The sequence below is a fragment of the Pigmentiphaga kullae genome (assembly GCF_004216695.1).
In the GTDB taxonomy this organism is placed as follows: Bacteria; Pseudomonadota; Gammaproteobacteria; order Burkholderiales; family Burkholderiaceae_B; genus Pigmentiphaga; species Pigmentiphaga kullae.
Genome location: NZ_SGXC01000002.1, coordinates 400,219 through 421,080, shown reverse-complemented (window position 1 = coordinate 421,080; position 20,862 = coordinate 400,219). Strand labels below are relative to the sequence as shown.

26 protein-coding genes are annotated in these 20,862 nt (G+C 62.9%); all 26 read right to left on the bottom strand.

The window, feature by feature from the left end:
* Nucleotides 1-20: 20 nt before the first annotated feature.
* The gene (locus tag EV675_RS16370; RefSeq protein WP_130358300.1) at nucleotides 21-2,921 is read right to left on the bottom strand and encodes a host specificity factor TipJ family phage tail protein; all 2,901 of its coding nucleotides are present in this window, start codon (nucleotides 2,919-2,921) and stop codon (nucleotides 21-23) included.
* On the bottom strand, nucleotides 2,912-3,250 hold the full coding sequence (locus tag EV675_RS16365) for a hypothetical protein (protein ID WP_242621467.1): 339 nt from the start codon (nucleotides 3,248-3,250) through the stop codon (nucleotides 2,912-2,914). Before EV675_RS16365 ends, EV675_RS16370 begins: the two co-directional genes overlap by 10 nt.
* A 2-nt stretch (nucleotides 3,251-3,252) precedes the next feature.
* Nucleotides 3,253-3,750, bottom strand: coding sequence for a DUF1833 family protein (locus EV675_RS16360; RefSeq protein ID WP_130358298.1), 498 nt, complete (start codon nucleotides 3,748-3,750; stop codon nucleotides 3,253-3,255).
* The gene (locus tag EV675_RS16355) at nucleotides 3,743-4,228 is read right to left on the bottom strand and encodes a hypothetical protein (RefSeq protein ID WP_130358297.1); all 486 of its coding nucleotides are present in this window, start codon (nucleotides 4,226-4,228) and stop codon (nucleotides 3,743-3,745) included. The genes EV675_RS16360 and EV675_RS16355 overlap by 8 nt, the downstream gene beginning before the upstream one ends.
* The gene (locus EV675_RS16350; protein ID WP_130358296.1) at nucleotides 4,225-7,137 is read right to left on the bottom strand and encodes a phage tail tape measure protein; all 2,913 of its coding nucleotides are present in this window, start codon (nucleotides 7,135-7,137) and stop codon (nucleotides 4,225-4,227) included. The genes EV675_RS16355 and EV675_RS16350 overlap by 4 nt, the downstream gene beginning before the upstream one ends.
* A gap of 3 nt (nucleotides 7,138-7,140) precedes the next feature.
* A complete protein-coding gene (locus EV675_RS16345; RefSeq protein WP_242621466.1) occupies nucleotides 7,141-7,416 on the bottom strand; it encodes a DUF1799 domain-containing protein in 276 nt (91 codons plus the stop codon).
* Between the two features lie 56 nt (nucleotides 7,417-7,472).
* Nucleotides 7,473-7,787, bottom strand: a complete 315-nt coding sequence (locus EV675_RS16340) for a phage tail assembly chaperone (protein ID WP_130358295.1) — start codon at nucleotides 7,785-7,787, stop codon at nucleotides 7,473-7,475.
* Nucleotides 7,788-7,796: 9 nt separating this feature from the next.
* Complete coding sequence (locus EV675_RS16335; RefSeq protein WP_130358294.1) at nucleotides 7,797-8,453, bottom strand: phage tail protein; 657 nt, start codon at nucleotides 8,451-8,453, stop codon at nucleotides 7,797-7,799.
* 69 nt (nucleotides 8,454-8,522) lie between these two features.
* Nucleotides 8,523-8,882: a DUF3168 domain-containing protein gene (locus EV675_RS16330; RefSeq protein WP_130358293.1), complete on the bottom strand. Its 360-nt coding sequence runs from the start codon at nucleotides 8,880-8,882 to the stop codon at nucleotides 8,523-8,525.
* The gene (locus EV675_RS16325) at nucleotides 8,872-9,408 is read right to left on the bottom strand and encodes an HK97 gp10 family phage protein (RefSeq protein WP_130358292.1); all 537 of its coding nucleotides are present in this window, start codon (nucleotides 9,406-9,408) and stop codon (nucleotides 8,872-8,874) included. Before EV675_RS16325 ends, EV675_RS16330 begins: the two co-directional genes overlap by 11 nt.
* Nucleotides 9,405-9,731: a phage head closure protein gene (locus EV675_RS30315; protein ID WP_130358291.1), complete on the bottom strand. Its 327-nt coding sequence runs from the start codon at nucleotides 9,729-9,731 to the stop codon at nucleotides 9,405-9,407. Before EV675_RS30315 ends, EV675_RS16325 begins: the two co-directional genes overlap by 4 nt.
* Nucleotides 9,728-10,294, bottom strand: coding sequence for a head-tail connector protein (locus EV675_RS16315; RefSeq protein WP_130358290.1), 567 nt, complete (start codon nucleotides 10,292-10,294; stop codon nucleotides 9,728-9,730). The genes EV675_RS30315 and EV675_RS16315 overlap by 4 nt, the downstream gene beginning before the upstream one ends.
* Before the next feature lie 2 nt (nucleotides 10,295-10,296).
* Nucleotides 10,297-10,686 carry a hypothetical protein gene (locus tag EV675_RS16310; RefSeq protein WP_130358289.1) on the bottom strand — a complete coding sequence of 130 codons (390 nt, stop codon included), beginning with the start codon at nucleotides 10,684-10,686 and terminating at the stop codon, nucleotides 10,297-10,299.
* Between the two features lie 78 nt (nucleotides 10,687-10,764).
* Nucleotides 10,765-12,225: a phage major capsid protein gene (locus EV675_RS16305; protein ID WP_207221987.1), complete on the bottom strand. Its 1,461-nt coding sequence runs from the start codon at nucleotides 12,223-12,225 to the stop codon at nucleotides 10,765-10,767.
* 64 nt (nucleotides 12,226-12,289) lie between these two features.
* Nucleotides 12,290-12,988 (bottom strand): HK97 family phage prohead protease, encoded by a 699-nt coding sequence (locus tag EV675_RS16300; protein WP_130358288.1) that lies wholly within the window; start codon nucleotides 12,986-12,988, stop codon nucleotides 12,290-12,292.
* A complete protein-coding gene (locus tag EV675_RS16295) occupies nucleotides 12,969-14,213 on the bottom strand; it encodes a phage portal protein (RefSeq protein WP_130358287.1) in 1,245 nt (414 codons plus the stop codon). The genes EV675_RS16300 and EV675_RS16295 overlap by 20 nt, the downstream gene beginning before the upstream one ends.
* A complete protein-coding gene (locus EV675_RS16290; protein ID WP_130358286.1) occupies nucleotides 14,210-15,898 on the bottom strand; it encodes a terminase large subunit in 1,689 nt (562 codons plus the stop codon). The genes EV675_RS16295 and EV675_RS16290 overlap by 4 nt, the downstream gene beginning before the upstream one ends.
* Nucleotides 15,898-16,428 carry a terminase small subunit gene (locus tag EV675_RS16285; protein WP_130358285.1) on the bottom strand — a complete coding sequence of 177 codons (531 nt, stop codon included), beginning with the start codon at nucleotides 16,426-16,428 and terminating at the stop codon, nucleotides 15,898-15,900. The genes EV675_RS16290 and EV675_RS16285 overlap by 1 nt, the downstream gene beginning before the upstream one ends.
* A gap of 327 nt (nucleotides 16,429-16,755) precedes the next feature.
* A complete protein-coding gene (locus EV675_RS16280; protein WP_130358284.1) occupies nucleotides 16,756-17,145 on the bottom strand; it encodes an HNH endonuclease in 390 nt (129 codons plus the stop codon).
* 365 nt (nucleotides 17,146-17,510) lie between these two features.
* Complete coding sequence (locus EV675_RS16270; protein ID WP_130358282.1) at nucleotides 17,511-17,876, bottom strand: hypothetical protein; 366 nt, start codon at nucleotides 17,874-17,876, stop codon at nucleotides 17,511-17,513.
* A 172-nt stretch (nucleotides 17,877-18,048) separates the two neighbouring features.
* Nucleotides 18,049-18,243, bottom strand: a complete 195-nt coding sequence (locus tag EV675_RS16265) for a hypothetical protein (protein WP_130358281.1) — start codon at nucleotides 18,241-18,243, stop codon at nucleotides 18,049-18,051.
* A gap of 20 nt (nucleotides 18,244-18,263) precedes the next feature.
* Nucleotides 18,264-18,443: a hypothetical protein gene (locus EV675_RS16260; protein WP_130358280.1), complete on the bottom strand. Its 180-nt coding sequence runs from the start codon at nucleotides 18,441-18,443 to the stop codon at nucleotides 18,264-18,266.
* The gene (locus EV675_RS16255; RefSeq protein ID WP_130358279.1) at nucleotides 18,440-18,856 is read right to left on the bottom strand and encodes a VRR-NUC domain-containing protein; all 417 of its coding nucleotides are present in this window, start codon (nucleotides 18,854-18,856) and stop codon (nucleotides 18,440-18,442) included. Before EV675_RS16255 ends, EV675_RS16260 begins: the two co-directional genes overlap by 4 nt.
* Complete coding sequence (locus EV675_RS16250) at nucleotides 18,853-19,563, bottom strand: hypothetical protein (protein ID WP_130358278.1); 711 nt, start codon at nucleotides 19,561-19,563, stop codon at nucleotides 18,853-18,855. The genes EV675_RS16255 and EV675_RS16250 overlap by 4 nt, the downstream gene beginning before the upstream one ends.
* On the bottom strand, nucleotides 19,556-20,440 hold the full coding sequence (locus EV675_RS16245; protein ID WP_165404629.1) for a helix-turn-helix domain-containing protein: 885 nt from the start codon (nucleotides 20,438-20,440) through the stop codon (nucleotides 19,556-19,558). Before EV675_RS16245 ends, EV675_RS16250 begins: the two co-directional genes overlap by 8 nt.
* On the bottom strand, nucleotides 20,437-20,862 hold the full coding sequence (locus EV675_RS16240) for a nuclease domain-containing protein (RefSeq protein ID WP_130358277.1): 426 nt from the start codon (nucleotides 20,860-20,862) through the stop codon (nucleotides 20,437-20,439). The genes EV675_RS16245 and EV675_RS16240 overlap by 4 nt, the downstream gene beginning before the upstream one ends.

Below are 20,862 nucleotides of genomic sequence, written 5' to 3'. Positions count from 1 at the left end.
GATTGAACGGGAGAGTAGGGTTAAGCGCTTTCGCGGAACGCGCCGTCGTTCTGGTAATAGCGGGAGTCATAGTTGATGACGGTCAGCGGGATGGTCCCGTCATCACCCGGCGCGTCGCGTTCTTCGAGAAGCATGGGCTGGGCATTGCTATCGTCGCCATCACGAACCACGATGAATCCCGTGCTCAGGTAGCGATCCGCATCAGCGACTACCGGCACATGCGGCGCATGGGCCAGCACGGCATGCCGGTCACTCTGGCCGCGGGAAATGGGAATGCTCTCGACCAAGCGATCCTTGCCTTGGAGGAACATGGTGTAGGTCGCGCCACTTTCCCAGGCCAGCTCCTGCGACAGATGCAACTCCAGCCCTTGCACGCCCTTCACGTAGCCATCCATCGCCCCGGATCGGGTGTTGTCAGCCCACAGCACGCGCTCGCGTAACACCAGCAAATCCGCCTCCGGCAAGCATGTGGCCTGCGAAGTGGTTGTCTGATAGCGCAGCTTGTTGTACGCACGGTCCGCCAGCAGCGTCGCCTGCTTCCTGTTGCGCACTCCGATGCTCTCGATACGCTTCGGGTTGATGGCGCTTCGGTCCGCCGGGCGATAGAGCGTGACAACCGCATCGTCCTCCGGATCCACGTACTGAAACTCGATGCCGTCATTGGCAGCCTCGGCCCACCCAAACCGGTCGGTCCGCTTTTCGCTACCGGGCAGCTTGTTACGGTGGTTGAACAGCAGCACCGAATCGTCCGTCGCGCGCTCGAAAAATAGCCGCAGCACGCTACCACGCCGGTACGGCTGGCAGAACACCGCACCCGCAATTGAGGTCACCGCCTCCTGGAACGACAGGTTGTCCGCGTCGAACGTGTAGCTGAAGTCGGCAGCCTCGGGAAACCCGAAATAATCTCGAATCTCGGCTGCGGTATCGAATAGGTTGTCGAAATCCACCTCTTCCGGCGTCCGGTTCCCGATGCGCGGGTCCAGGCAGACGGCAGAAAGGATCGTGGCCACATCGTTTGTCGGGTACAACTCTGGCGTGAACGTGCTACCACTGACTCGCGCCGGCAGGCAGCGTGTGACCAGCATGTTCAGCTTTCGATCCTTCACGGCCAAGGCGCCATCGGTCGCCATGGTCTTCGTCTGGGCAATGGTCACGTCGCCGAAGTGCAGCATGTCCACGGGCGTGGCCTGATACAGGTCCCGCCACTTGATTTCATCGACCACCTGGCCGCTAAACCCCGTGTCCTTCGGGTTCAGGCGTCGGGCGTAGACCTTCCAGTAGTTTGAGGTCGCTGATAGTGTTACATCGACCGTCAATGCACGCGTTGAGCGGGTCGTGCTGGATCCAATAACGGTACCGTCGAACACTTCTTCTGGACCGACAGCCACGCCGGCCGCATCCACTGGCGTGGCGACTAGCCGGACGTCCACATCGCGACGGTACTGGTTCGAGCCGTCGTCAGCAAACAGGCCCTGATAGGCAACGAAATTGGAAATCAGCCGCCGGATAGGCTCACTGGCCGACAGGGTGAACTCCCCGACGCGGCGGTCGCCGCTTGTATAGAGATCGGGCCGCATAACGCCCGACACGCCACCGAAGTCGTCGTTAAGAATCTCCCAGTCAGGGTTTACCACCGAGGGCGTCTGCAACGTGATGTTGTTCGCTGTGATCGCGGTGATAACGTAGGTTCCCGTCAGATCGAACAAAATCGTTCCGTCATTCCGGCTGATGGTCGCAGGCCCGGCCCCGCCGCCGGCAGCCGCGGTGATTTGATACCAGTTGATATTGACCCGTGCCGGCTTGTCGAAAGTGATGATGGTGGAGTCCGTCAACGTCTCGTACTCAACATTGGCTACCTCATAGACACCGTCGAGGTTCGCGTAGCCACTGTGCTGGCCGGTTGCCTCATCATCCCAGGTCCAGTACATCAGCGACCCCGAGATCGTCACGCGGTCGCCTATCGACCAGTCCGCCGTCAGATCGCCCGGATAGGTCAGTTCACCATTGGCGTCCAGCGAGCTACCCGACAGGTACAAAGCCTGCGCTGTGCCGCTGTGCGTGAATGTGCCGGCCGACCGCGCGGCATTCGTCACGACCAGGGAGTCGCCGACCACGAACGACGTCGTGTAGTCCACCTCCAGATCCTGGCTGGCGATGACGTTGGGATACTGAAAGATCACCTCATTGGCGTGCAGACGGCCCGAGTCGGACGGTTGCAGAACCTGCCCATTGACCGCGTTCAAGCGCGCAGTTTTCAGAACCGGTAGGCTGATGGCATTACCGATACGCAGTTGCGGCGCGTGGCCACTATTGGGCGATGTGAACGGACCATAGATTTCCACGCTGCTGCCGGCGATCTCCTGGATCGGCGTGGTGTCGTCGCGCACTTGGGCGGCGGGGATCTCGTAGGTGCCCCGGCCGATGCACATCAAGGACACCTCCATTTCGACGTGATCCGTGAACACCTTGTAGGGAACCTGGATCAGGTCCGGCGTGGAGCGGACCGTCCCGAATATATCGGGGATTCTGCCCATCACGCGCGCCGTGTTCGTGCGCTCGGACAGACCGTTGTTCGGGCTCTCACTCTGGACGTTGCGCTGGGCCACCGCCGGCACGGTAGGGGCCAGGATCGAGGAAACGGCCAAGCTGACGATGAAGAGAACCACCTGCCAGGCCTGGATGCCGGCCGTCGGCCAGACCTCCACGGTCAACGGCCCCTCCAGTTGAGCAAGGCGCTCGACGTCCGCGGGCTCGACAGGCGTAACTTCGGTTTCCCGAGAAACTGGTCCGTTGTAAATCCTGGTCAGCGGCGGCAGGCGGCCATCGAACTCCCGATATAGGAGCGCCAGAACGTCGTCGGTCTCATGCTCGGTACGCGACAGCCCCTCCAGGGCATGGCGCTCGATCGAGACTAGCGGCATACGTAGAACCTCGGATTACGGTAAGTTGAGGCGGCCAGATCGAACGGAAAAAAACTCGCTCCGGCCTCGGTCAGGTGCAGCAGCCGACGGCGATAACAGACGCCGATATGCGGCTCGCCGCTCAGCGTGTCCAACAGAACAATCGACGGAACGGCCGTCGGGCCCTTAATGAGCAGGTAGCGGCGCATGACACCTCGCATACCGGCGATGTCGTCCTCGCGCACGCTGACCAGCCCACGGTCGCCGGTCAGGCGCTCCCAGGCCAACGCAGCGAAGTGCAGACAGTTGTTCAGCCGGCGGTCGTATCGCTGGACCAACAAGCCGTCCACGCTCACAGGAATCCTCTCAGCATAGGAAAGCGGTCAGGGCTATACACCTCACCCGTGCGGTTCAGGTTCAATTGCGGCGCGGACGCATCGAACGACGAGCCCTCGCGCGTGCGCGATACCTGGGCCAGTTCCAGGCGGATGGGGCCGAACATCGGCGCCGACAGGTCGTCGGACCGATACGAGCGATAGATCACGACCGGCCGCACGCCCATCTGGTCAGCGGCGCGGACCCGGTCAACCTCGGCCGGAATGATCTCCCCAAGATCGCCCAGGTCAACGCCGAGGCTGTAGGCGAGGTCAGCCCTGGCGGCCCCACGCCGCAGGCGCATGCCCAGCGCCGTGAACGTCACCTCCTCGCCGGTTTCCAGCCGCGCAACCAGATCGCGCGGCCGGCGCACCAGGTAGAAGACCTTGGAGAATGCTGGGTGCGATATCTCCAGGGTCTGGATCTCCATTACAGCTCGGCTTGAATCGAGGAAGAATCCAACGTAGTCAGGCATGGGGAAGATCCTCGTTGGCCAGATGGGCGAGATCCGCGAATAGCTGATTGATCACGTCCCAACTTCCGTACAGCGCGTACAGCTCAGCCATGTTCCCGTAGGGGTCCGAATCAGCATCCTGGTATTTGTCCAGCGGCAGCACCCAGAGCGAGCCTGTCATGGTGAACACCCCTCCCTGCTTGCTCACGAGACGGAACGACTTGGGCTCGAACATCGCCTGGTACGTCTCCGCTTGAGCGGTGTCCAGCACCAGGTCGATGTCTATCGGGCTACCACCACTGCGCGCCCACACCCTCAGGAACCCCTGAAACACGGTGTACTGACCTTCCGTCAGCATCCATGTTGCCGAGACTTGCACCGCCGATCCCGACACGTCCAGGCGGGTACGCGGCGGCCCGCCCTCCAGGGGAACCGAGATGGTTCCATCCTGGAAAACGGCGCCATACCCGGCCTGGATGGGCTGGTAAGGGCATTTCATCGGATAGGCTCCAGTTTGAAACTACGCTGTATCGACGTGTTAAACCGGGAATCCAGCCTAGACGCTTGGTCAGCCATCACGTGGGGAGTGCGCTTGTCGATCTCATCCCTGGTGATCAGTACCACCTCGTCGCGCGTCAGGCGTTCAACCTGGTACTGCTGGGGAGTGCCGTGGTTGTTGATGACGATGCGCATGTTGGATGGCTCGTCCCCTCCCCTCCGGCGCGCCACCAGCGGGGTAACCTCCCCGTCGTCAGGGCCCATCATGAGGTATTGCTTGCCCTTGAGGGACAACAGTTCCGGGATGCCTCGCTCGTTCACTGGGTGAAGGCGGTTGGCGTAGACAGGTCCACCGTCAGCGCGAGGTCCGCCGAGAGTCAGTCCGAGTCCACCGCCCGCCGTGAGCCCAAGGCCGCCTCCGGCCGTAAGTCCGAGACCGGACGAGACTCCCGCTAAACCAGCGCCGCCAAATAGGCCGCTGAGGCCGCCCCCTCCAAACAATCCACCCAAAGCATTCAGAAGCGGACCAGTGATCGCGGACCGGGCAGCGAGTCGCGCCAGATCGGCGAGCATAGAGTTCACGAGATTGGTGAACGAAAGCTTGCCGGTTGTGGCGAACTTCACGAAGACGTCTTCTAGGCCCTGGAATGCGGTGGAAAAAACCGCCTGTGTCGAAGCGGCAACGTTTTTGGCGGACTCCTGGTAATTCGCAAACGCCCGACGGGCGCCCAGGGTCCAATCCGTATTGAGCTGGTCCAGTTTGGCATAGTGGTCTCGCTGCATTTGCAGCGCGGCATCCAGCTCCGCCTTCAGGTTCTCCAGCCTGGCTTTGTAATCGTCGCTGCCCAACATATCGATTGGTGTGGACTTTGCCAGTTGATCGCGGTACCGCTTGAACTCGCGGAAGATGGCGTTGGTAGCCTGCTCCCGCTGGTACGCTAGATCGCCCTGCCCGAAGGCATCGATCTCTCGCTGGTACTGGTCCGCGCGAGCCTCGTTGGCGGACGCAATCGACGCCTGAAGCTGCATGTACCGCTGGTTGTACTGCTCCAGCGCGCGCAGCCGCTTCTCTTCAGCCTTGCGGGCTGCCTCCTGGGCCTGCACCTCGACTTCGACGGCGACGTTGCGCTGGAGCTGGGCCTTGATCAACTCGGCCGAGTTCAGCAGTGATCGCTGGTCTGCCGTCAGGATTTTTTTCTCCTTCAGGTCACCGATCAACTGCTCAAAGCTGGCCTGGGCCTTGCGCGCCTCCCCGATCTTGTCGGCGGTGGCGAGCTGCGCCCGCAGGGAGGCCTCCTGTTCACGCAGTTGTTGCAACATGCGCGTCGCCGCGTTGTCGCGAACCTCCGGCGCCTTTTCGTCCTTGTACTTCTCGTTGATCGCGGCGACGCGACGGTTGTACTCCTCCGAGGCCATGCCGACCGTCTCGGCGTCGCGCTTCAGTTGCTCGATCTCTTCCTTGCGTTGATCCGCGCGAGAACGGGTGGCCTTTCTCTGTTCATCCAAACGCTGCTGAGCGGCGATTCTTTGCTGATTCACGAGTCGCTGCGAAGCGCTCCATGCAGCCGCAGTCTGTTCCGCTTCGATCCGCTCAAGCTCCGGCTGAAGCCCCTTGAGCTGGTCTTCCAACACCTTCCGAACTTGTTTCGCTCGTGCGCTCCCTGCTCCAACGACCGCACCATTCGCGGTTTCTACAAAACCGCCGGCGAGCAACTTGTCCAGCTTTCCCTGGATCTCGGCAGCCTTGGCATAGACGTCTTCGGCGGCACCCGGCCGGCCAACATTGAGCATTGCGTCCCACGCTCGCTTGGCGGCGCCTGTAATGGCGTCCCAGCCGCGCTCAACAAATCCCGCCTGGGATGTGAGCGTGCGCATCCGCTGTTCCATCGCATTGGCGTACGCGTTCTGCGCCAGCGCAGCTGCGTCAGCCTTACGCCCCTGCTCTTCGGCCGCCCGGATCTGCTGGTACGTTGAGAGGGTAAGGTAACCCAGGGTCTCGTTCAGCTTGAGGGACGCTCGGACAGGTTCGTCTCCCAGTTGCGCGAATATCTTCGCGGTCTCTTCGAACGTCTGCCCGATGGTCTTGTTTGCCCGAACCGCCACCAAGGCAAACCGCTCCAGATTTTCACCGCCCACCCTAGCGGTGTTCGCCAACGCGGTAAGCGCGGCCGCCGCGCTGCCTTGGGTTCCCTGGACGTCGGCAATCCGGCGCGCCATAGAGGCCATTCGGTCGGCCGTCGTGCCGGCTGCATTGCCCGTCAGCACCAGGGCCCGGTTGTAGCCCTCGGCCTCCTTGCTGCCCTGGTAATAGGCGAACGCCAGTGCCCCAGCTGCTGCGGCGGCCAGGGTGAAAGGGTTGACCAACCCGAGAACGTAGCTACCCAGCGCCCTTGCAGCGGGCGCGATCCCGCCGAACATGTCTTTGAGCTGGCCGCCCTGCTGCGTCAGCACCAGCAGCGGGTTGCTGCCCCCAGCGAGCTGCGTGACGATGTCGGTGAACTGCGCCGGAACCCCGCGGAGTGCGGCTGCCGTGGCCTTGGCCGACATCCCCAAGCCGACGGTAGCCTTCTCGGCCTCCTTGATCTTGTTGACGATCGGCGTGTAGACCTCGGGCGACAAGCCGCGCTGGATGGCCTGAAACTCGACCAACTCGGCGCGGGTCTTGCCGTAGGTCGCGGCAAGCTCCTGGGCGTTCTTCACCCACCTGGCATTGGATGCCTGAGCTTTGCGATAGGCGGCAACCGCCGCATCGCCCATCCCCTCCAGCGACTGGCGGGAACGGCGGCCGGAGGAAACGACCTGCTCTCCGGCCTCCCGGGCGTCCGCCTTGAGCCCCTTCAGGCCCGCGCTGGCGCGCGAGGTGTTGGCATCGACCTGTAGTGTCGCCTTGCCAACGACTTCATCGGCCATCTCTTACTCCTTGTGCATCTCATCAAGGGCGGCGCGCTCCATGACCCGGACCGCATCGAAAATGTCGGTCCATTCGGCCCGGGGTACGCCCAACTGCCGCATGACGAACGGCAACGCCGCGTAGTCAAGGCCGCTCGCACGCCCCATGCCGCCCACGCGCCACTGCGTATCCATGGCGCAGAACACCGCATAGGCAATGGCGTTGTCCGGCCAGATATCGACATTCGGTCGTTTGAGGTAAGCCCGAATGTCATCCACCCCGGCGCCGGCGGCCTGCAACTCCTTGACTTGCTGTTCGGTCGCCGGGCGCCAGTAGCGCGCCGCGGCGGCCGCCGTCAGTTTCCCCGGCGGCCCTCGGTCAGAGCCTGGACGTACCCCTGGAGAATGGCGGCATCGGCTCCATGGAAGTCCTGGGTCAACCGCTTGAGCGCAGCCGCCGAGAACTCGCCATCCACCTCCTCCCACCCCGCGACAACCTCCAGCAGAGGATCGATGTTGCCGGCCGGCGTCTTGCCCGCTCGCTCCAGGAATTCCTGGAGCTCGTCGCGAGTCTTGTGGTTGAACACCAGATTGAGCGTGCTTTCCCCGCCGTCGGCGCGAGGAATCTCCACGGGGAAGACGAATGTGATGGCGGGTTTCAGCTTGAACATAAGGGCTCCTTAGATGGCCGGGGCGGCGTAGCGGACAGGCTTGGACATCAGGGAGAACGTCCCCTGGCATGCCATCACCTGGTTCTTGGTCATGGACGGCGTCTCGTTGAACGACAGGTAGCCGTTGTAGAGACTGATTGCGCCCGACGGGAAAGTCAGCCGCAGCGCCCGGACGGTCCGCTGCTCGGATGCGGTTCGCAGGGCCTGATACCCCGCCAGCGCGGGGTCATCGGCCACGCTGATCGTGAGAGACTGGGCGGACGACTGCGTGGGCAGTTGCGACTCGAAATCGGATTCGAGGAAGGAATAGGTGGCGAACTGCATGTCACCGCCCGTCGTGGTCGCATCGAGCACCTGGGTAATCTGCTGCCAGGCGGTGATCTGCCGTACGGAGCCGATACCCGTTCCGACCGGATAGAGATTCACATCGGAGGTGTCGATGCCCTCCAACTCGAAGGTGTTGGTGTCGACAGCGCCCACGCGCACGACACGACCATTGAGACGCGACCAGCCCGAGGTGACCTCGACGAAATCACCCTCGGCAAAGCCGTGGGCAGCGGCTGTGGCAACCGCGGGATTGGCGTTGGACAGGATGGTGACGCTCTTCGCGGCCGCATAGACGGTCGCCAGGGCGATGAGAATGCCGTTCGGCAGCGAGACAGCCATTTGGATACTCCAAAAGAAAATGCCCGCCAATGGCGGGCTGACCAGGGGAAAGGAAATGCAGCAAGCCGATCAGAACCAAATGGAAAAGTCCTGCCGCGTGCCGCGTAGGTCTGTTCCCTCGTCGTGGGCAGCCGCAATGCTGCTCATGACGGTGGACAACAGAGGCGGATGGACCAATGCAAGCTCGATCCGACGGGCGATCCGGGAGGCATCGTCGCGGAGCACGTCCCAGACATTGATCTGCCAACGGCCGTTGCGCTTGTCAGGTAGGTCACCCTCCACAAACTGGACTGGCGTGCCGCCGACCTGCGAATACACCACATACGGGGTTGGCGTCTCGTAGGGTGCGCTGTCCGGAAAGACCCGATCGCCGACGTCGTTGCCCACGGCAGCAATCAGCGCTTCACGCAGCGCCTGTTCAACTTCCATCGGAGTCCTCGCTACTCGTAACCACACGCCCAGCGGCAAGATCAGCCAGCAATTGCTGCACGCGTTCACGAGAACGGCTCTGCATCGCCTCAATCACCCTGGGCACGGCGTCCGCGGCGCGCCGAATGAACGAGTGCGGCGGCACCCACACCGGAACATCGAGTTGCGTTGTCGTCGCGCGCCAGAGGCCGTCCCGCCCTCGCACCAGCAGGTTGGTACGCCAGTGCCCATACTCGATCAAATGCCCGTGAGGCGCCTTGCCAGCGTTCCAACTGATCTCGTAGACCTGACTCCCATTCACAGAAAGGTTAGCCGAGTGAACCCGGTAGATCGAATCACGCAGCTGGCCCGGCTTTATTCCCTGTCGCGAGGGCCCCGTATAGATCGGCGCCAGTGTCTGCGCCTCGCCATAGAAGACGGTCGCCCCCGCCCAGGCGGCGGACTTGGCAACCCGGTCATGCAGCCCGATTTCCAGTTGCTCGATCGCGCTCATCAGGTCGCCGTCCAACTGCCAGTCGGACGTCACGCCCGAACTCCAACCGAACAAGCCAGGTCCGTGTGCTTGCGTCGGGCCAAGTCAGGCAGAATCGCGAGGATCTCGAAGACCGTGTCACCGAGAACTACACGCATGCCCGCTTGGATGTCCGTCCGGTAGCGGACTCGAACGCTCACACTGGCGGCTGATGTTTCTCGGTCGGCGGCGATGAACTGACGACCGTTGGAAACCCGCACATCCGCCCAGCATTCGTCGAACAACTCCCAGGGAGCCTGGACAGGCTGACCAGACGGTGACACAGCCGATCCCCTCTTCTCGATGCGGATACGGCGATTAAGTGGACCTGCTCTCATGCGTAGACCTTATGAGCATCCAGGAATCCATCAGCGAACCGATCTGGCAATGCCGCAACCGCAACACCAGTGGCAACCGCCTCACGATTCGCATAAAGACTAGCGGCTGCAAGCAGTATCCACGCCTTGATGCCGGCCGGAACCGCGGCCTGTTGAGTAGCCTCGTCACCTGCGGCATAGCCAGCGGTGTAAATAAAGCGGCCGGGGCCGATCGGCCATTGAGCACCTCCAACCAGACGTACGCGTCCATCCGACAGGCCGTAGGTCGCCGCGTCGATCTCCTGCCAGTTCCCCGAACCGTCCAGATACTGCGCGCTGGCCAATGACATCACATCCGGCCACGGCAGCCAGATCTCGCCGATCAACGCGTCAACGTCGAGTTGCCAGGTTTGGAGCATGATGCTGCGGCCGATCCGCTGCTGGCATTGATCCGTCGCCGCGGCCAGGTACACGGCGAGAGTCGCGTCTTCCGCGGTGAAGCTGGCCTCCAAGTGGCACTGCGTCTTGAGCAAAGCCAGCGGCACCGGCTGATACTGCGCCGCGGCGACGAGTCGAATGCCCATGCTCAGACGGTACCTGCTAGTGCCAGATTGCCCTTGATGATCACAGCACCGGCGGCGATCGAGGTGCCGCCGTTCTGCGTGATGACGGCGCGGACATAGCGCTTGGCGCCACGGTAGCCAACCTGGTACACCGATGCCGCGGCGAGCGTGGCCGGCAGCGTGCCGATCAGATCGTCGGCAGCCACGGTTTCGGCATCGGACAGGTTCGCAGCATCGCCATGCTGCAAGCTGATGACGAAATCGCCGGCACCGGCGATCGCGCCCGTGTTGACGGCCAGAGCCACCGATCCGGCTCCCTGCAAGTCAATGACGCCAGAGTCGGACTTGGTGGCCGCGTAGACGGCCGGGGCGAGCGCCGCCACGACCAAGATGTTGCTGGTGATATCTCGCATTTCTTGCTCCATTCACGTGGATATCCGACCCGCTCGAGGCGGGCCGGTGAAGGTCGTCAGGCGCCGGAGCGCCCGCGATCAGGTGCCAAATCGGACGAACTTGACGGCCTCGAAGTTCACCGCCCCGCCGCCCGTCCGCTTCGTGCTGTAGAAGCGGACGTACGGCTTCGCGGTGTACGGGTCGCGAAGCGTGCGCACGCCGATGCGGTCGACGATGATGTAGGCCTCGCGGAAGTCTCCGAACGCCAACGACAGTGAACCATTGCCCAAGGCGGGCATGAACTGATCGATGCGCGCCGGGTACCCCAGCAGCCGGTCGGGCTGTCCAGCTTGGAGGCTGGGCTCCCACAGATAGCGATCGTCGTTGCTCGATTTCAGCTTGCGAATCTTCGTCCGAACCTCGCGGCGCATCACGAAGGCGGCGTTCTGAAGGTACGCATCCTTGAAGGCCCCTTGCAGGTCCATGAGCACGTCGACCTTGCCGGTGCCGAAATCGCCATTGGTGCCAGTGTTGATGTGCTCGAAGGTGCCCCACGCGCGGGTGTCGTCCGCGGTCGCTGCGGTGGGATACGCGGCCACACCTCGCGGCTTTCCAACGCCGTCTCCGGTCCAGAAAGCGGCGCCCTCCAATCGAGCAAACTTGTCGCCGACCTTGCCGGACAGCCACGCCTCTACATCGGTAGCCGCGTCGTCGATCAGCTTCTGCGTGACCTTCGGCTGGGCATACATCTCGTGCGCCTCGATGCGATACTTGCCAATCTGCGGCGTACCGGTATCGTCGCGAGTCTCGGTTTCTGCCACCCAACCGGCATCTGCTTCGTCGTTGTCGGCAATGCCTTCCAGGGCATCGGTGCTGATCGTCTGAACGGTCGCCAACTGGCGCATTGTCGACTGCTCGTAAATCTTCTTGACCATGCGGCCGACGGTCGGCGCGGGCAGCAAATAGCCGCCATCCGGATCCGATCCGGCGGACATCGCCTTGCGCTGCTCGGGAGTCAGGCGCTCGATGTCACCGTGGCGGATCAAAGCAAAGAACGCGGACTTGTACTCGCCGTACTGATCGACCGAAACCTCCGCGGGGATCGGTCGGCCCTTGCTCTGGAAGTCGGCGCGCAGCATGGAATTCCACGACTTGCACTCGCTTTCCAGTTCTGCCGCGGCGTCCGCGCCGCCGCCTCCGGGGCGGTTCAGCTTGAGCATGATCTTGTCGAACTCGGACTTGATCTCGTCGAGCTTGTCCAGTCGCTCAGTGAGCTTCACCGCCTTTTCTTCGAGGTCCGCCACCGATTTCCCGTCAGCCTTGGCCTTCAGGATCTCGTCGTTGGTCTTCTTGAACTCATCCCAGGCTTTACCTTGATCTTCGATGACCCGCTTGATTTCGATCAGACTGGTTTCGCCCAGCGCCATGGGGGCCAGACCTCCAGCGGCGAGAGTCTCCGGAGAGATGATGGGATGGCCCAGTGCCCAGCACACCGCGGCAATCGCCAGGAAGACGAGTGCCATAACGGCAATTCGCTGTTTGGTGGAAGTGAGTTTCATAGGTAAGTCCTTTGAAATAAAAAAGGCCGCCAAGTTGGCGGCCCATATGGGGTTGACGCTGGAATCAGCGCGGAATGGATGCCTCGCGGCCCTTCACGGCCGCGAACAACTCGGCCAACTCCGGACTGCCAGCGTCCCGCATGGCAATCAGGCTTTTGAAACCCTGGTTAATCACCACCAGGGCATCACTTCGCGACAGCCCAGCGTCCCGCGTGAGCAATCGTTCGAAATCGCGTTCGGTCAACATCTCAGCCTTGACCGACGTGGCGCGGGCCTTTCTGTTCATCGGCCGGGTAACCATCGATATTTCGACCAGGTCAACACGCTTCAGGCGCCGCTTCGGGTCTTCGGGCTTGCTGCGCGGCTCCCACTCCTTGGTGATGTAGCCGATGCTCATGCCGTCGACCGCCGGCCGCGGCGTCATTTTCATGAGGGTGTACATCTCGCGCCCGCGCGGCGTATCCGCGAGTTGGCCGGACACTTTCAACCCGTGCCCGTCTTCGGCCAAATCCGTCCACACGCCAATCGGCGTCATGTCTTCGGCCGACGACATGAAACCGCCGTGCTGGCTCAGCATGGCGGGCCAGTCCTGCGACCCCGACTTCACGTCGGCCAGGAACTTGGAGAACGCGCCCGGTTCGACCACGTCGCCGCCGGCGTCCATGTTGCCAAAGACCGCGCCATACCCGGTAAAGCTCATAGGCGGCGCATCATCGCCGGCAGCGAACTTGAGTTCGCGCAGGTTACACAACAGGCTGTCCATCGTCGTCCTTCTTCGGTGGGGGTTGCGGCGCCGCGTTGGTGATCTGCGGCAGCTTGGCGGCAGCGCCGCCCATGGGATTCATTTCCTCCAGCGCGCGGACCTCATCCTGGGTCATCCAGGCAGGCCCGCCGCCGGCTCCTAGTGCGCGGGCGAAATACTCGGCGCGGTCCTTGTGGGAGCCGCGCATCAAGCCTGCGGCATTGAACTTCAGGAAATACCCAGTCGCGGCTTCCTTGTCAGTGAGGAGCTGAGCCTCTCCCGACTGCTCAATGCGCTCGTACCAGGGGGTCAGACAGTGAACAACGTGCGCTAAGAACATCTGTTCAGCGCTGGCGTAGGTGACGGACTTGTCCGAGTAGCCCACCATGATTGGCATCACGCGAAAGCCTCGGCATAAATCCTCGACCTGAAACTTCCGGGTCTCGATCAGTTGTGCTTCCACGCCGGTCTGCGCGGTGGGGTAGAACTTCGCACTACGATCCAGCAGGCGCGTCCTGGCCACGTTCTGCACGCCGTCGAAATTCTCGTCCAGGAACTTGCGCAGGTCTTTGTACTGCTGCGGGTTAAGCGTTCCTTCCACGGCATAGACGCCAGGGATGTTTCCGCCCTGCCGCTGTATGCGCGCCTGCGAATCCTGCGCGGCGGCGGAAAGCCCAATCGATTCAGCGGCCAACTTCACAACATCCAGGCCGCAGACGCCGTTCCAACTAGGCCCGCGCCAGTGCCAAACAGCCTCCTGCGGGAAGTCCTGCGTCTTGCCGTTCGGCGCGGTAATGGTGTAGACGAGGGAGTAATCCTGCGCCTGTTTCACCGTCCAGCAACTGCGCTCGATTGGGATCAGTTCATGGATTACCCCCCCAATGCCCCGATTTACGAACGCCAACCCATCTCCAGTCAAGCACGCGTGCATCGCCAGCGTCTCGCGCATCTCGAAGCTCGTCATCCACCCGTTGGGCTTGCGATGCAGCAACCGATAGAGAGGGTGATCGGTGGCCGGCACGATGTTCTCACCAACCTGGCGGTACACCTTGAACGGAACCTGAGCGATACCCTCCGAGATGACACGCGCACACGCCAACACTACCGTCTGTTCAAGCGCCGTCTTGTGAGTGACCGACACACCGCTCCGGGTATCGCGCCCGCCCACCAATAGGCGGAACAGGTCGAGCGACCGGCGGATGGAGCCGTCCTCGTTCGCCTTGCGAGCCCATGGCCATAGTTTCATGCGGTTTCCCAGAACGATCTTCCGGCGGCTGCCGGGTTCAGCGCCATTAAGGAGTTGGAGTTAAATAGCGCCATCAGCGGGTCGATCTTGGCTGACCCGCTGACCTGTTTGTTGATGGACATCGCGTTGCCGTTCTGCACTGTCCTGGCATTGGAGACGCACCAAGCCATCAGGCGGGTGTTGCCATGCAGCAACTCACCGCCGGCAACCTTCCGTTCCGTCGTTTTGATAGATCCGTTGAGCTTCCAGCCCTGAGAGACCGCAACAATCTGATCGATCGGAATGGCCGCCCCCTCCTGATCCGTCAAGGAATCCACAATGGCAGAGATTCCCGCAGCGTCCACGCCGACGGCCGGTCCGTCAGCCAGCAAACCTCCATCGCGCACGCGCACGATGATTTCCGTCACGGCTGCCACGTCCTGGCCCGGCTGATCAACAATGGTCAAGTCGCCGTCCTTCTGGAACCCAAGCAGCGCCGGAGCTATGTCTTTGCGGCGTTCGAGAACGATGCGATGAGCCCATGCATGCGACCAGGTCAGCCAGCGGCGCGTCTCGATCTCGCGCCCCGTCAGCGTCAGCCCCAACAGGTCGTCCAAACCGCCGCCATCGACACCGGCCGTAACCACCTCGACCCGCTCCAAGAAGGCGTCCAGTGATCGAATGGTCGTATCACCTGCCTGCTCCCAGAAATCCGCGCCGGCCCACCGGTCGCTGCGCAGTGCCAGTCCAATTTCGACGTTCAGATGCTTGGCGAGAAACGCCCTGACCGACGCCTCGCCCTCGACCTCGGCCTTTTTGAACTCCCGCTCCAGGAACGGCACATCTACTGACGCTCCCAGATTGGGGTTCGTCACATAGAAATTCTTCGGGTCGCGCTCCTGCTTGGCCTTGAGCATGTGCTGCGGGAACTCGTACAGCACCGGCAGCAACTGCGGGTCATCAATAGAGCCATCGCGCACGCCGCGGGCATACTGCAACTTCTCATCGAACACGCCGGCCGGCGGCTCGTCCGACTGGGTGGTCACGTAGATGACGAAGCCCTCGGGACGAGACGCCAGGCCGCCCTGGGCCTCGATCAGCATATTCTTGGCGCCCGGCTTCTTGCCGAACATCCACAGCTCTTCGACCAGCAGGCCGGTCGTCTTCTTGCCCGAGACCGTTTCGCTGTCAGCCGCCACCACCTTCAAAGTCGCGCCCGTTACACGGTGCGTGATGGTTCGAAGATGGTCCTGCACCTGGAAAAGCGTATCGAGCCGATCGTCCGCCTTGACCGCGTCACGCGCCGGCTTGTACGAGTTGTTCGCCACCTCAATGGTGGGCGCGAGCACCAGGAATTCCGCCGATTCTCGGTAGTTCAGTGTTTCGGCGGTAAGCATGGACAGGCCAGCCAAGCCGCTCTTCCAGTTCTTCTTGCTGATCAGCAGGAAGAATTCGCGAATCAGGCGGCGCTCGGCCTCAGGATCGAGTGCCCCGAACACCGAACCGACAAAATCCGTTATCCACGGCCTGGCAATCTGTCCGACTGTCGGGCGGCCGACCACGTCCACAACCCGCAATTCTCTGAAAACGTCCAGGCCTGCTCGGGCTTCCTCCGGAAACAGCGGACTGAATGGGATAAGCGACTCCCCCGCGACAATCCGACGTTCCCAGTCCGGGCACGCCGTCGACCAGATCGGGGGCGCCATTACTTAACCGCCTTCAGGCCGCGCCGGGGAGCAAACGGATTCGGTGTCGCAGCATCTGCGCCGCCCCCCATCGCAGCGGCAGCAGCCTCCTCCCGCCCCGCCTTTTTGCCAGCAGGCGCTTTCTTGGCATGTACATATGTTGCCCAGGCCTTCGCGGCGTCCAGCCGCTCCTTAGGTTCCGCGGAAGGGTCATTGACCACATGCTTGATGTAGTCAAGCGGATCATCAAACAGGTTCGGTTCGGATGCCGGCGACTGAGGCGGCGGTGGCGCGACCGGCGGCTGTATGCCGAACGCCCACCCCTCCGGCGCGTCGGGAGTCTTCCGACCATCCGGGGCAGTAAAGCCCCGCGCGGCCGGTGACGGTAGCGCCTCGGCCATCGCCTTAACAACGTCCGGATCTTTAACAAGCCGAGATCCGGCAGCCGAGGCCGTCGCAGCGCTGTAACCTGCCGCGATTGCCGCGTCTTTATTGGATAAGCCGCGCCCCTTGGCTTCAACAAATGCCCGTTTCCTGGGTGTTAAAGCCATTAACAAATGCCTGGAACAGAAAAAAATCTATGCGTGGGAGAAGCTGCGGTCTAGAGCGCAGGCGGCCCTCGACTTTTCACCCCCCCTACCCTCTACGTCGACCGACCCGACCACACCAGAGATGGCCTCGTGGCGGGCCTGAGGGCCGGCAGGCGACATGATCGCGGTGGACCTAGGGGTGGCGGCTGCTGCCCAAGCGATCCCCTCTACGGCCCGGCCTTGGGTGGCGGCGGGGCCTTCGTATCTGACCATCGAATGCCATGCGGACCGGGAGACCAATGGATTCCCAGCCACATCACCCCAAGCACCGCAACCAGAACCAAAGTCTCACTCATCCTGCCGTTCCTCGCGCTGCTTGGCGCCGCTGTGGTGGGTGCTGCACAGCGTCTGCCAGTTCGATCGATCCCAAAAGAGCGCTTTGTCTCCGCGGTGCGGGATCTTGTGGTCCACCACGTTGCCGCAGGGCACTGGAACACCACGCTCTGCACACTCGATCACAACCCCAGCCGGATCGGACGCCTGGATGCCTGCATCGCGCAGGCAATACACACAGTGGGGATGCAGCCGCAGGTGCTCGGCTCGCGCCTTCTGCCAGCGATAGTCATAGCCACGCTGGGTGCTGCTCTGGCTGCTGGTTCTCCATGAGCCAGACGGCAGGCTAGCCAGTCGCGGGCTCAGCGTTCCGAGACTCGATCTCAATGCCTTGAGCTTCGCCATTCCTGCGCCGAAAATGAAAAGCCCCGGCGCGTTTCCACGTCGGGGCTGGGCTGAACTATCGCGCCCTATTTCCTATGGGCGCAAGTTCCCGGGCGTATTGTGGCAGTTTGCGTAGCAGTTTTCATCAACTCCGTGTAGCAGACTGCTACACCAGACGTAGTAGCACGACGTGGCGCTGACGCCGACGCGCTCAACCTGCCCCGAATTGACTAGTGCGCCCAACACCCGAAGCACCGCCATCCTGGCCGCCTGCCGTTCGCTAGGTGCCAACGTTCGTCCCTTCGACACATGCCGCACGAGATCACCCATGCGGAATTCACGGCCAGGATATGCGGCCAGCAGCTCAATCACTTGAGGTGCGTACTTCACAGATGAAACCTCCGCTTTACTGAATCCAGAAACATGCCCAAATAGATCTGGTACTGCTGGTCTGTCAACGTCGCGCCCGTGACAGCCGAGATCCAGCGGCGCGCCGCGACCCGGCGTTGGCCGGTGTCCATATCCCAGAATCTCACGTTGCGTTGTGGGTACTCGGCGATGATGATCATCCGCTCCGGATGCGGGAGCGCTTTGTGCAGCACCTCCACGCCCTGCGCGTGCTCCTCTACGATGCCCCGGGTATCGATTTCCTCGGCGTAGTACCGCAGCATGTTGCCCGGCGTCTCGCCTTGCCAGCACCAGCGCGCCCAGGACCACATGATGTCCTCGACGGTCAGCCGCCGTTCTTGCATTGAGCCCTCCGCAACGTTTCCTTCGTACCGAAGATCGATCGAATCGGGGGCTGTGCCGCGCTGGCCCGCTCTTGGGCAATGCGCATTGCTGGCGAGGTCACCATTTCGGGGCGTTTCCAGTTCTTGACGGACGGCTCCGGTAGCGCATTCGGAGTGATGATGGATTGAGATTTCATTTCACCTCTCTCGCCGCAGCGATTGCTACGGGCATCGCCCGTCCGTTCACGATGCGATAAGTTGTTTTCGCGAAAACGTGAACGCGAACCAGATCAAACTCCTCGCCTTCTACTCGGTCCCCGCAATCCACGTATCCCTGGGCGGCTTCGTCCGGTGACGTGTAGTGGGCATTCCAGTCGTCGTCGGACACGAACACCTCCACGGACACGCTCATCGCCTGCCCTCCCGCTCGCCTTGCTCCTCCTCCAACTCACCTTTCAGGAGCAATGCATAGACGCCACTCCCCAGGAGCAGAAACAGCGCGGCCGGCCAGTTCCCGTCGACCACCAGCAGCAGAGCTCCGAATATGGCCACACCCAGCAGCATGGCGAGATAGTGAGAATCCCTCATTGGATGAACCTCCCTTCCAGATAGGAAATGATCGTTTCGCGAGCTGCGTCCCAGCCCTTGCAAACCGCCGTGGCGTAACCCTGGGCGGCCAGGAATGCCAGCCAGTCGCGTTGCTCCGGTGACGTGCGGCCGGTCATGGACTTCATCTCGATCCACAGGCCATGGAATGTTTCACGGGGAACGGGCAAACACAGATCCGGCACTCCAGGCCGGACGCCCTGCCCTACCAGCTTTGCAGCGACGATCTTGTTGCGGTGTCCGCCGTTCGGGATATGAAAGAGCCGGGCCAGTTCCGGGTATGTGGGCTGCGCCAGACGCGCCCAGCGAATCAAATGGGCCTGCTCGGCGTCCTCTGGAACCACATAGACGGCGTGAGCCGCGGTACGGCGCCGGGCAGGAATGACGCGCTTCATGCCTGCACCTCTTCAGCAACGCCCAGCGCCCGGCGCGCCATGCGCAGCGCCGCAATGCACGGCCTATCTCTGCCGGCAGCCTCCCGGTCCAGGATCCGCTGCGCCCAACCCGTGTCACAGCCAGAGCCGGCCGAATGCAGAATGCCGCCCGCGCCCAGTTGCTTGAGCCGACGGCGCGCTTCATCGTCCGAGGTCACCGCAGCGCCAGGCGCCGGCAGCGCGACAGCAGGCATCGGGATATCGGCCCACCTGCCCTTGCTGAGCCAGTCGCGCAGCGCGTTCTCCCAGCGGCCCCTCATGACCGCATAGCCGTTGGCGAGCAAATCGTGCGAGGAGACCCGCACCGCCGCCCAGTAGATGGCCGGGTGGGACCATTCGCCCAGCTCGCCACGCTGCCGGGCCTGCATGCCGGCCACGGCCTCATGGAACGCCGCCTCGGCGTCGATGGGCGGGCGGCACAGGCCCAGGAACTCCGGCAGCGTCGGAGGATAGGGGCGAGTGCTGAGTGCCACCAGGCCACGGCGCACCTCGCCGGCCGTATAACCAGCGAGGCGGCGCGCCCAGTGATCGATCTGGTCATCCGCTTTCACGTGCGCCCACTGCCTGGCGAACTTCTCGCCGTACTCATTGCGCATGTGCGCGATAAGACTAGCGGCGGCAGCGCGAGCGGTGGGCGACGCCTCCGGCAACTCGATGAGGTCAGACATCGATCACCTCGCCTGTGGCGGCGGCAGCGCGGCCGGTTCCGGCCTGAGCGCGAGCCAGCGCATCGTCCATGTCGTGGTTCCAGGCCTCCGACTGATGCCCGCCCCCCTTGGATGCGGCGGGTGCGGCACGGCCTGTGGCCCACTGCGTCCGGTATGCCTCGGCTCGATTCAGCAGTTGGCCGAGGTCGTGCATGGCGTTGACGACGAACGGCTCTTTGACCGTCAGGAACCACGCGGCAACCTGCGGCGCTTCGCTGGCACCAAGGCGCTTGACCAGTTGCGCCACGCCGGCGTTCGTCTTGGCGTTTCGTACCGGCGCGATGTCGTAGCGGTCCTCGTAGGCTGCGGCGTAGCTTCCCCAGGTCGCACGGCAGGCCTCCTTGAACGCCTCCACCGACTCATCCGGCGGGCGCTTGCCGGCCCGGGGCGGCTTGCCCGGCCCGGAAGGGAGTGGCGGTTCCTTTGACGGTTCCCTTTTAGGTTCCTTTACGGTTCTGGGTGCAGCATCTGCGGGGGTGGGGTGCACCTGCTGCGGGGGTGGGGGTGCAGCATCTGCGGGGGTGGGTGCATTTGCTGCGGGGGTGCGGGATTTGCGGGGGTGCATTTCCTGCGGGGGTGCATACGCTGCGGGGGTCACCTGATAAACGGTCGATCGCCCGTCACGTTGCCGGACGCCAAGCGCCTGGGCCTGCACCAGCCATTTGATGGCCACCTGCACGGCACGCTCCGACAGACACGTGCGCATGACGATGGTGGCCACCGACGGCCAGCAGACGCCTTCATCGTTCGCGTTGTCCGCGAGGGACACCAGCACAGCTTTCTGCGCCGGGGTCATACCCTGCAACGGCCAGACGGCCGACATGACTACTGTGCTCATGCGGGCACGTCCTCCGGCGCGGGCGTGGCAGGTACCAGACCCTTTGCCACCAACCGCGCATACGAAATTTCCATTGCCCGGGTAAACCGGGCCTCCACGTACTCCAGGGTCATGCCGGCCGGCCTGGGGATCTGCCGGTCGTAGACGCCGTGGCACCACCAGCAGGCGTAGGCGCCCGCGCGGTCGTTTGCCTTCAGACCGGCACCCTTTCCATCCTTTCCACGATTGCTGTGCGCCCAGACGGTCGTTTCCGTGCCCCAGCAGGCACCGGGGCGCAACACCACAGTGCAGGATTCGCCCCGGGCGGACTGGCGGATGAGCGTTGGGCGTGGCCGGCTGGCTTTGAGTGGGCCAGAGCGCTTCATCGGCTTGCCGTTGGCGCGCAGTGGCGTCTTGCGGCGCAAGGGTGTGGTGCGTTTCAT

Excerpts from the sequence above, each read along its gene's own strand:
- EV675_RS16350 (WP_130358296.1), bottom strand. The coding sequence starts at position 7,137 with ATGGCCGATGAAGTCGTTGGCAAGGCGACACTACAGGTCGATGCCAAC.
- EV675_RS16360 (WP_130358298.1), bottom strand. The coding sequence starts at position 3,750 with ATGCCTGACTACGTTGGATTCTTCCTCGATTCAAGCCGAGCTGTAATG.
- EV675_RS16315 (WP_130358290.1), bottom strand. The coding sequence starts at position 10,294 with ATGGGCATTCGACTCGTCGCCGCGGCGCAGTATCAGCCGGTGCCGCTG.
- EV675_RS16340 (WP_130358295.1), bottom strand. The coding sequence starts at position 7,787 with ATGTTCAAGCTGAAACCCGCCATCACATTCGTCTTCCCCGTGGAGATT.
- EV675_RS16305 (WP_207221987.1), bottom strand. The coding sequence starts at position 12,225 with ATGAAACTCACTTCCACCAAACAGCGAATTGCCGTTATGGCACTCGTC.
- EV675_RS16290 (WP_130358286.1), bottom strand. The coding sequence starts at position 15,898 with ATGGCGCCCCCGATCTGGTCGACGGCGTGCCCGGACTGGGAACGTCGG.
- EV675_RS16295 (WP_130358287.1), bottom strand. The coding sequence starts at position 14,213 with ATGAAACTATGGCCATGGGCTCGCAAGGCGAACGAGGACGGCTCCATC.
- EV675_RS16260 (WP_130358280.1), bottom strand. The coding sequence starts at position 18,443 with ATGAGGGATTCTCACTATCTCGCCATGCTGCTGGGTGTGGCCATATTC.
- EV675_RS16285 (WP_130358285.1), bottom strand. The coding sequence starts at position 16,428 with ATGGCTTTAACACCCAGGAAACGGGCATTTGTTGAAGCCAAGGGGCGC.
- EV675_RS16335 (WP_130358294.1), bottom strand. The coding sequence starts at position 8,453 with ATGGCTGTCTCGCTGCCGAACGGCATTCTCATCGCCCTGGCGACCGTC.
- EV675_RS16240 (WP_130358277.1), bottom strand. The coding sequence starts at position 20,862 with ATGAAACGCACCACACCCTTGCGCCGCAAGACGCCACTGCGCGCCAAC.
- EV675_RS16370 (WP_130358300.1), bottom strand. The coding sequence starts at position 2,921 with ATGCCGCTAGTCTCGATCGAGCGCCATGCCCTGGAGGGGCTGTCGCGT.
- EV675_RS16245 (WP_165404629.1), bottom strand. The coding sequence starts at position 20,440 with ATGAGCACAGTAGTCATGTCGGCCGTCTGGCCGTTGCAGGGTATGACC.
- EV675_RS16330 (WP_130358293.1), bottom strand. The coding sequence starts at position 8,882 with ATGGAAGTTGAACAGGCGCTGCGTGAAGCGCTGATTGCTGCCGTGGGC.
- EV675_RS16280 (WP_130358284.1), bottom strand. The coding sequence starts at position 17,145 with ATGGCGAAGCTCAAGGCATTGAGATCGAGTCTCGGAACGCTGAGCCCG.
- EV675_RS16310 (WP_130358289.1), bottom strand. The coding sequence starts at position 10,686 with ATGCGAGATATCACCAGCAACATCTTGGTCGTGGCGGCGCTCGCCCCG.
- EV675_RS30315 (WP_130358291.1), bottom strand. The coding sequence starts at position 9,731 with ATGAGAGCAGGTCCACTTAATCGCCGTATCCGCATCGAGAAGAGGGGA.
- EV675_RS16355 (WP_130358297.1), bottom strand. The coding sequence starts at position 4,228 with ATGAAATGCCCTTACCAGCCCATCCAGGCCGGGTATGGCGCCGTTTTC.
- EV675_RS16250 (WP_130358278.1), bottom strand. The coding sequence starts at position 19,563 with ATGTCTGACCTCATCGAGTTGCCGGAGGCGTCGCCCACCGCTCGCGCT.
- EV675_RS16300 (WP_130358288.1), bottom strand. The coding sequence starts at position 12,988 with ATGGACAGCCTGTTGTGTAACCTGCGCGAACTCAAGTTCGCTGCCGGC.
- EV675_RS16270 (WP_130358282.1), bottom strand. The coding sequence starts at position 17,876 with ATGCAAGAACGGCGGCTGACCGTCGAGGACATCATGTGGTCCTGGGCG.
- EV675_RS16255 (WP_130358279.1), bottom strand. The coding sequence starts at position 18,856 with ATGAAGCGCGTCATTCCTGCCCGGCGCCGTACCGCGGCTCACGCCGTC.